General features: G+C 45.6%; 5 protein-coding genes and 1 pseudogene. 5 read left to right on the plus strand and 1 reads right to left on the minus strand.

The window, feature by feature from the left end:
• Together gltB and gltD are read left to right on the plus strand one after the other, a co-directional pair.
• Positions 1 to 3,073 (plus strand): glutamate synthase large subunit (gene gltB / locus GVY04_16945; GenBank protein ID NBD17753.1); only part of this gene is annotated, 3,073 nt, incomplete at its 5' end.
• Positions 3,074 to 3,144: 71 nt separating this feature from the next.
• A complete protein-coding gene (gene gltD / locus GVY04_16950; GenBank protein NBD17754.1) occupies positions 3,145 to 4,623 on the plus strand; it encodes a glutamate synthase small subunit in 1,479 nt (492 codons plus the stop codon).
• Between the two features lie 54 nt (positions 4,624 to 4,677).
• Here the strand turns inward: gltD and GVY04_16955 are convergent, their stop codons facing one another.
• Positions 4,678 to 5,982, minus strand: coding sequence for a hypothetical protein (locus tag GVY04_16955; protein ID NBD17755.1), 1,305 nt, complete (start codon positions 5,980 to 5,982; stop codon positions 4,678 to 4,680).
• Positions 5,983 to 6,494: 512 nt separating this feature from the next.
• On the opposite strand from GVY04_16955, the pseudogene GVY04_16960 reads away from it, so the two are divergent.
• From GVY04_16960 to GVY04_16970, 3 genes and pseudogenes are all read left to right on the plus strand, one after another.
• A pseudogene (locus tag GVY04_16960) lies at positions 6,495 to 6,676 on the plus strand (IS1 family transposase).
• 743 nt (positions 6,677 to 7,419) lie between these two features.
• On the plus strand, positions 7,420 to 7,662 hold the full coding sequence (locus GVY04_16965; protein ID NBD17756.1) for a hypothetical protein: 243 nt from the start codon (positions 7,420 to 7,422) through the stop codon (positions 7,660 to 7,662).
• 750 nt (positions 7,663 to 8,412) lie between these two features.
• The coding region (locus tag GVY04_16970; GenBank protein NBD17757.1) for a hypothetical protein at positions 8,413 to 9,973 on the plus strand (1,561 nt) is incomplete at its 3' end.

Genomic DNA, 9,973 nt, shown 5'->3' on the forward strand with positions numbered 1-9,973 from the left:
CTTGGCGGTTCTTTCCGAGCGTCCAAAGCTCCTTTATGATTATTTTCAGCAACTTTTTGCGCAAGTGACGAATCCGCCGATTGATTCGATTCGGGAGGAAATTATTACCTCTCCTGTCACGACCATTGGTGCAGAAGGTAACTTACTCGATCCGAAGCCGGAAAGTTGTCATCTGATCAAATTAAAAACCCCAATTATCACGAATACTGAACTGGCGAAGCTCAAACAGTTGGATGGTGCCTTTCAATCCCTAACGCTACCGATTTTATTTGACCCGAAAACCGGGGTTGCCGGGTTAGAAGCTGCCATTGAGGAAATCTGTCAGCAAGCCGATCGCGCGATCGCGCAAGGCACGAGCATCATTATTCTCAGCGATCGCGATTTTGATAAAAACAAGGCGCCCATTCCCGCCCTCTTAGCAGTATCTGGCTTACATCACCACCTGATCCGTCAAGGCACGCGCACCCGCGTCGGCATTGTTCTCGAATCCGGTGAACCGAGAGAAGTGCATCATTATGCGGTGTTACTCGGTTACGGCTGTGGGGCGATTAATCCTTATCTAGCGTTTGAAACGTTAGAAGATATGATTGCCCAAGGGACGCTTACCGGTGTGGATTATTACACGGCTTGTAAGAATTATATGAAAGCGGTAACGAAAGGGACAATTAAGATTGCCTCGAAAATTGGGATTTCTACTTTGCAAAGTTATCGCGGGGCGCAGATTTTTGAAGCCATTGGACTGAATGAATCGCTCATTGAGCGCTACTTTACCGGAACGCCCTCGCGCATTGGTGGGGCTGATTTAAGCGCGATCGCGCAAGAAGCGATTTTACGTCACGCTCATGCGTTTCCTGAACGAGAAGTGAACGGACATACCCTCGACGCCGGCGGGGAATATCAATGGCGTAAAGATGGCGAAGCCCACTTATTGAGTCCCGAAACGATTCATACCCTCCAACAAGCAGTGCAAAGCGGGGATTATGAACTGTATAAAAAATACGCGCAACTGGTGAACGAACAGAATCAGCAACGGTTTACTCTGCGCGGATTACTAGACTATAAAGGGCGTGACCCGGTTCCCTTGGAAGAAGTGGAACCCATCGAAGCAATTATGAAGCGGTTTAAAACCGGGGCCATGAGTTATGGGTCGATTTCCCAAGAAGCCCATGAAGCCCTCGCCATTGCCATGAATCGCATTGGGGGTAAATCCAACACGGGAGAAGGGGGAGAAGATCCCGAACGCTACACCTGGAAAAACGAGCAAGGAGACTCGAAAAACAGCGCCATTAAACAAGTGGCTTCGGGTCGCTTTGGTGTCACCAGTTTGTATCTCTCCCAAGCCAAAGAACTGCAAATCAAAATGGCCCAAGGGGCAAAACCAGGAGAAGGCGGACAATTGCCCGGTAAAAAAGTTTATCCTTGGATTGCAAAAGTGCGTCATTCCACGCCGGGGGTGGGTTTAATTTCGCCGCCGCCACACCATGATATTTACTCCATCGAAGATTTAGCCGAGTTAATCCATGACTTGAAAAATGCCAACCGTGAGGCGCGGATTAGCGTGAAACTGGTGTCAAAAGTGGGCGTGGGAACCATTGCTGCGGGTGTGGCAAAAGCCCATGCCGATGTGGTCTTAATCTCCGGCTTTGATGGTGGAACTGGGGCATCTCCCCAAACCTCCATTAAACACGCAGGATTGCCTTGGGAATTGGGATTAGCCGAAACCCATCAAACCCTTGTTTTAAATAACCTCCGCAGTCGCATTGCCGTTGAAACCGACGGTCAAATGAAAACTGGACGAGATATCGCAATGGCAACGCTATTAGGGGCAGAAGAATTTGGCTTTTCCACTGCGCCTTTAGTTACCCTTGGCTGTATTATGATGCGCGTTTGCCATAAAAACACGTGTCCAGCAGGCATTGCCACCCAAGATCCCCAACTGCGGAAAAACTTTATTGGCAATCCTGATTACACCGTCAACTTTATGAAGTTTCTCGCGCAAGATGTCCGCGAAATTATGGCGAGTCTGGGCTTCCGTACCCTCAATGAAATGGTGGGACGAACCGATGTTTTAGAGGCCAAGCAAGCGGTGGATCATTGGAAAGCAAAAGGAATTGATCTCTCTAACATTCTCTATCAGCCAGACGTTCCCCCCGATATCGGTCGCTATTGTCAGATTCCCCAAGATCACGGGTTGGAACAATCGTTAGATATGACGGTGTTGCTGGATCTGTGTCAACCGGCGATTGAGAAACGAGAGACAGTTAAAGCAACGCTACCGATTAAAAACACCAATCGCGTGGTGGGAACGATTCTCGGCAATGAAATTACCAAACGTCACTGGTACGGCTTACCCGAAGATACGATTCAACTGCATTTTCAAGGCAGTGCGGGACAGAGTTTTGGTGCCTTTGTGCCGAAAGGGGTCACGCTGGAATTAGAAGGTGATGCTAACGATTATCTCGGGAAAGGTTTAAGCGGGGGCAAAATTATTGTCTATCCCCCGGTTGGTTCGACTTTTGTCCCAGAAGAAAATATTGTTATCGGTAATGTCGCCTTTTATGGGGCAACCGGTGGTGAAGCCTACATTTGCGGTGTTGCGGGAGAACGCTTCTGTGTCCGTAACTCGGGTATTAATGCTGTCGTGGAAGCCGTGGGCGATCACGGTTGCGAATATATGACCGGCGGGAAAGTGGTTGTCTTGGGCAAAACGGGACGGAACTTTGCAGCGGGGATGAGTGGCGGTGTCGCCTACATCCTCAATGAAACGGATGATTTTGCCAGTCGTTGTAATACGCAAATGGTCGAGATTGAAGCCCTCGATGAAGAAGACTGCGACATCATTCACCAGATGATCCAGAAGCACGCGGCTTACACCCACAGCCAAAAAGCAGCGCGAGTCTTGGCAAACTGGGATGCATATATCTCTCAATTTGTCAAGGTGATGCCCCGCGATTATAAACGGATGGTGGAAGGTATTCGACGCGCGATCGCGTCGGGATTAAGTGAAGACGAAGCGCAAACCGCTGCTTTTGAAGCCAATGTTAGTGATGCTGCCCGTGTCAGTGGTAGCTGAGATAGTCATTAGTTGTAGGGTGGGCAATGCCCACCCTACTAAACAAACAAGAAATAGGAAACGAGAGAACCATGGGAAAACCAACTGGCTTTATTGAATATCTCCGCGAGAACCCCTCAGAAGTATCCCCTGTTGAACGCATTCGCAATTGGGACGAGTTTCATATCGCCATGCCGGAAGATAACCTCCGCACTCAGTCCGCGCGGTGTATGGACTGTGGCACCCCTTTTTGTCATACGGGAATCGATATTGGTGGCATGGCAAGTGGTTGCCCAATTAATAATTTAATTCCGGAATGGAATGACTTGATTTATCGCGGACATTGGAAAGAGGCGCTCGATCGCCTACATAAGACCAATAATTTCCCCGAATTTACGGGTCGTGTCTGCCCAGCCCCGTGCGAAGGCGCTTGTGTTCTGGGGATTCATAACCCCCCGGTCACGATTAAAAATATTGAATATTCCATCATTGAAAAAGGTTGGGAAGAAGGTTGGGTGACGGCGGAACCGCCCCAAAAACGTACCGGAAAAACTGTAGCGGTCGTCGGTTCGGGACCCGCAGGGTTGTGTGCTGCCGCCCAACTGAATAAAGCCGGTCATTGGGTGACGGTCTATGAACGAGCGGATCGTCCGGGGGGACTGCTCATGTATGGCATCCCCAATATGAAACTGGACAAAGAAGAGATTGTTCTCCGTCGCATTGAATTATTAGAAAAAGAAGGAGTCAAGTTCGTTTGCAATACCGAAATTGGCAAAGATTTACCTGCCGAACAACTCGTGCAGGAATTCGACTCCGTGATCCTCTGTACCGGGTCAACCAAACCCAGAGACTTAAACATCGAAGGGCGTTCCTTAAACGGGATTCACTTTGCCATGGAATTCCTCACGGCGAATACGCAAGCGATCCTCAATGGCACAGACACCAATATTTCTGCCAAGGATAAAGATGTGGTGATTATTGGTGGGGGCGACACCGGAACCGACTGTGTGGGAACCTCATTGCGTCACGAGTGTCGCAGTTTAGTCCAACTGGAAATTATGCCCAAACCGCCTCTAGAACGCGCTCCGAATAACCCTTGGCCCCAGTGGCCGAAAATTTATCGTATGGATTATGGTCAAGAGGAAGCCGCAGCTAAATTTGGCAGCGATCCTCGAACGTATTTGACCTCGGCAACGAAGTTTGAAGGGGACGAAAACGGACAGGTAAAAGCCGTTCATACGGTCCAAATTCAATGGGAAAAAGACGAGAAGGGTCGCATGATTCCCCAACCCGTGCCCGGAACGGAAAAAGTTATCTCCGCACAACTGGTGTTATTAGCAATGGGCTTCTTAAGTCCCGAGCAACCCTTGCTTGATGCCTTAGGACTCGAAAAAGATCCGCGCAGTAATATCAAAGCTGAGTATAACAAGTACACAACCAATATTCCCGGTGTTTTTGCCGCTGGCGATTGTCGTCGCGGACAAAGCCTGGTGGTTTGGGCGTTTAACGAAGGTCGCGGCGTTGCCCGTGAATGTGACCGCTATTTGATGGGACAAACGGATTTGCCTTAACGGGATCAGCCAGGATTTAGGGTGTCGGAGGAGTTAGACTCCTCCGTGAGCTGTTCAATTGGTTAATTTATTTAGTGCCAACAGACGGGGCAACGTTTCAATCAGGTGGCTGCTGAGTAAGGCAAAACTGCTAAAGCCCAAACCCATTGATAAGATTGTGAGTTCGGGGGTATAGACCCAGACTGCCTCGGGATAAAACAAACTGATGCCTAAGGCAATAAGCGCCGCCACACCGCCGATGCCTAAGGCAAATTGGACGCTGGTTGTGGAAAAAACAATGATGCGCGATCGCGCTAGTAAATAAGCGAGAAAGGGCATCCAAACCACTGATAAATAAGCGGCATAAAAGCAGACAATTAAGCCCACAATTTCGCCGCCTTTGAGGGCAATGCCCAGGGCAAACAAAGCATTGAGACTGGCAAAGCCCATTTGATTGCGTTTCCGATGCACCAAGTTCACAATATCAAGACTGGCTTTGGTTTGAATGCGGAGAATATTGCTTCCTAAACCAAAGGCGGGTAAAGCCAAAGAAGAAACAAAAACAATTCCCCAAGGTTGATCGGTGCCACCGCCAAGCCAACTGAGAATATAAGGAATGACTGCTTTTGCGGTAACGTCTGCTGGAATAATGTTCGCTTGTTGCGCAGCAACCACGATCGCGGAGGGTAAAAACGCTAATGCCGTTAAAATGAGACCGGCAATCAAACATCCCCAACACGCCACTTGCAGCGAGCGCGCTCGCACTACAAACTGCTGACACTTCATATCGATCAACACCAGTAATACACTTGAGATCATGACTCCTAAGATCTCTGGCGAATAATCGTGGCTGACTTGGGGCCAAAAATCGAGCACCATTGTGCCATAAATTTCTCCGTTATGTAACTGCCAGAGTGCCGCGGCTAAGACCAGTAAATTGAAGAGTAACAAGCCGCGGAAGAGCCAACTGGCGCGTTCTACTGGCAGTAAAGAGATGACAAAAAATAATCCGGTTACGGCAATCATTGTCGGCAATTCCGCAAAGCCAACAATGCTTAAAATCGCTGCCACCGAAATAATTTGAACCGCTTCAATGCCAATAAAAGAGGTCCAAGACATTAAACCAATGCCAATTTTCAAGGGTTGACCGTAGCGATCCCCAAGAATGGTCCAGATTGGATCGATGCGACTCCAATACAGGGGGGCAAGTAGCGCAAGTGCCATCGTTCCCAGCGCGATCGCGATCGGATAAATACTACCCACCACCCCATTGCTAAAAGACTGTTCTGCCGTTCCCAGCACAAATCCTAACCCGTAATGCGCCGAAACCATCAAGGTGGCAAGGGAAACCACTCCCAAGTTGCGCGTTTGGCTGACCATCCTGTTACTCATCAGTGACCGCTATGTTAATGAATTTTTCCCCACTGATCTTACCAGTGCTTTGAGAGCGGCTTGAATGAGTTTTGTGCAGTTGATTATCCTGATTTCAACTGACTACCCAAGATCGAGTTGACAGAAAACAGAATAAACGATTGGGTAAGTAGATTTATCAAGATTTAAGGTTCAACTATCAATTCGCCATCAGCTTGTAACCCAGGTAAACCTAAGGCATAAGCATGAAAAGGTAAATTGTTGTGCATCTGTCGAATATAAATTGTGATGCATACTTATCAAATCAATGAATTTACTTACGTCATCAAGAACGGCAAAATCCATAATTGCAAACAGAACTTTCAATACCGCGATGTAACAGTCTGTCCCCAAATAGGTAGATGTGCGGGCAAAAAAAGGCGTTTAACAATTTAGTGTGATCAGATGTGGTCTTTTGTGGGCAACTTCTCTTTTAGAGTAGCCATATACACAAATAATGCTCTCAAAATGTCACGCCTACTGTAGGGAAAGAAACCGGCAAAACTAACTCTATTGAGCAGTTTGGTTTAACTACACTATAACTTTACGCCAGAGAGTTTCGCGGTTAGTGCGAAATCCCCTATCGTTTTCCAAAAAGTTGGACAATCACATCGGCGCAATTTGGTACTTTGTACACCACTACAATGCGCCCTTAGTTGTTTAGGACTACCGCTGTATCAATCCCATAGCTTGCGAAACCCTCTTCCGTATCTTGATTTAAATCACTAATTTTAATTTTCTGTAAGAAATATTAAGTGAATATATGTAGACAAATGCAATTTCTTGAGCTATGCTGTAAATTATCAAGTAAATAAGATCCAACGCACAAACAAACAAGAGTATTTATAGGTATAAAGTGTAAACGGCATCAAGTGTATCTATTATATTAACTTAATTGTTCCTGTTTCACTTAATATACAAGGGTTTCATCCTGGGGTCTGCAAATTTTAGTTAAAGGATTTTTACACTTAAATAAATATATGTAGGCAATTTTGATATTTTACTGTATGATAGAAATCAACAAGTAAATTGATTTAAACTTTACTAAAAGAGGACTATATGTTAATTACTTGAATATATTATTAAGTTTAGTGATTTTTAAGTTAAGTAATATTGCTTTAAAGCACTAATTATTTGTCAGTAGACAAACTTTTTTTGAGCCGAACGGCATGACATGAAAGCTAACGAAATCAATACTATTTCGCGGTGGAATATCCATCGAAAGTGATTTGAGAAGATACCAAGAGTGCACTCAAATTGCCCGGCACACAGAATCAGTGTGCCTTTTTTGATGAAATCTGGTTTGGATTTCTTTAGAACAAGATTGGGATTTCGATACTAAAACTTCAAGTGTTTTTCCTGCCTAATCTTCAAATTTTTCACTCGTAATCGAATCTAAGGATATTTATGGACATAACTGAATCTATCCGCATTGAAGCCGAAGACTACAAAGTGGGTACCAATGGTACTGAATATTTTGACACCACTGCTGGCAACACCGGCGGCGCTTACCGCACTGACGATGTTGATATCGAAGTTACTGGTGATGTCAATATTCCGGTTACCATTGTCGAAATTTTGCTTTTATTCTTCTATCTCAAATTTATCGATCTCAAGTTAGCTTTAATTAACACTGACCAGAGTCACTAACGCAACTTAGACAAAAAACAACAAAAAAACCGCCTTAAACTTAGTGTTAGAACAATTAAGTCGTGTCCATACCTTGCAAACTCCTCTCACTAAATTTTGATTTAAATCACAAATTCTAGGTTTCTATAAGCAATATTAAGTGAATACATGTAGACAAATGCAATTCCTTGAGTTATGCTATAAATTAATAAATAAATGAGATATAAAACACAATGTAATACCATTCAAATTACATTAACGCCATTAACGCTCACAAAATCAATATTATTTTGCGGTGGAATATCCAAGTATCCATCGAAAGCAATTTGAGAAGACACCAAGAGTGCACTTAAATTGTTCAGTAAACAGGATGCGTGTGCCTCTTTAAAGAAGTATTATCTCCAGGTAATATTCTTTTTTCATCAGTCTAGGCAGAAGAATAACAAAAATCATCCCAAAGATAGACTCAGTAACGTAAATAGTCAACCTCATAAATCTTGGCAATAAGCCTTGGAAATCCCAGAAAAAGTTGAGGAATTGGAAAAAAATTACCCATTATATACCTTTTCTGTCACTTTCCGAACTAAAGAGTAAAAATCGAAAACTACTATATAATTTTCCTTCTTCGACAGCAACGATTCAATTCTGTCGCAGTTTCTAACTATTAAACATCTTCAAAAATAAGCGGAGATGGGATAAAAGGAATTTACGCCAAACGCTTAAAATTCTTAAAAACCCAATAACCTTCACTACTACTTCTAAAAAAAACTTATGGCTACCGCAACATCCTTCGTTATTAATCCAGGTGGAAACCTCATCACTGGTAGTACTTTTACCAAAGGTTCATTTCAAATTACGAATAACTCTACTACTGGAGAATTAATTAGCAAGATTACGATTGATCTCACCACGGCACTCTTCCAAGACTTAGTCTTTGATCCGTTCAAGGTAGCCGGGGATTCTGGTGGCAGAGACGTCACGATTGAGAGTGATGCTAATAGTGTCTACTCCTCACACCAATATTTTAGCGAACGTGATGGCGGCTATGATATCCTTGAGCTCTCTTTTAATGACTTTGGCTTTGGGGAATTTTTCTCCTTTGCAGTTGATACTGATCCGACAAGTATCAAATGGACAACTGCTCCAGGGCCTGGTGATTCAGGCAGTATATCCGGGCTAGAACTGGTTGGGGCAACTGTTACCGTTGAATACAGCGACGGAACAGCTGAAATTGGTCAGGTTTACCGTATTCCAGAAAGTGATACCGCATCGCAAGTAGTCATAACCTCCATATCACCCGATTCTTCGCTCACACCTACTTTGGAGGTTTTGGGAATTAGCTCGGCGGCAGCCACAGTATCAGACCCGAATCAAACCGTTCGCATCTATGGCCCCGCTGGAGCATCTGCGTCTCTACTCATCGTTGAGGCTGCTCTATATATTGAGGGAGACGGATACGATATCGATCCCTATGAAGGGAATACGGCGATCGCGGTAGACGAAAAGTTTGCCACAATTGGCTCTGAAGGCTATGTTGACATCCCAGTTGTGCTCACTCACTCTGACCCGGCTGGAGGTTTAAATCATCTGGTTGCCACCCTCACTGATGGAGAGGGTAACACGAGTGCAGTAACGTCCCGAACGGTTTTAGAGCTTCAGGCTAGTAACATCGCCCCCACAACTAGCGGCATTGCGGATGTCGCAGTTAGCGAAGGTGCAGTCAATACCAACATTGCCCTATTCGATGCGTTTGAAGATGCCGAGAGCACCGATGCCGAGCTGAACTATGCCATTACAGACAACACGAATGCCGCTCTGTTTGATACTGTCACCATTGATGCGGCAACTGGTAGCTTAACTCTGGATTACGCGGCGACCGGCACGGGCACCAGTGACATTACCGTCTCGGCTACGGATCCCGAAGGTCTCTCCACCCAAAGCACCTTCACCGTGACTGTCAATGAGGCCTCTGTCGTGAATTCTCAGCAAGTGGAGGCAGAAGCCTATGTTGCCTTTGTCGATTCCAGTGCTGGTAATGATGGCGATACCACGCAATTCACTGACGATGTCGATGTCTACGTCACTGATGATGCAACAGGCGAGTTTCATATCGGCAAAATCGCCAACGGTGAGTCACTGACCTACAGTGTGGATATTGCAACGGCTGCAGTGTATGACCTAGTGCTCCGGGTTGATAACAACCGCAGTTCCGATCGTGAAGTAACAGTAACAGCTGGCGGCCAGGCGTACAACTTTGCCTTTGGCAGCACCAATGGCTGGGATGATGTCGTGCTGCCCGATATTTCCCTAGGAGCAGGGACTCAATCAATTC

The organism is Cyanobacteria bacterium GSL.Bin1, from assembly GCA_009909085.1.
In the GTDB taxonomy this organism is placed as follows: domain Bacteria; phylum Cyanobacteriota; class Cyanobacteriia; order Cyanobacteriales; family Rubidibacteraceae; genus Halothece.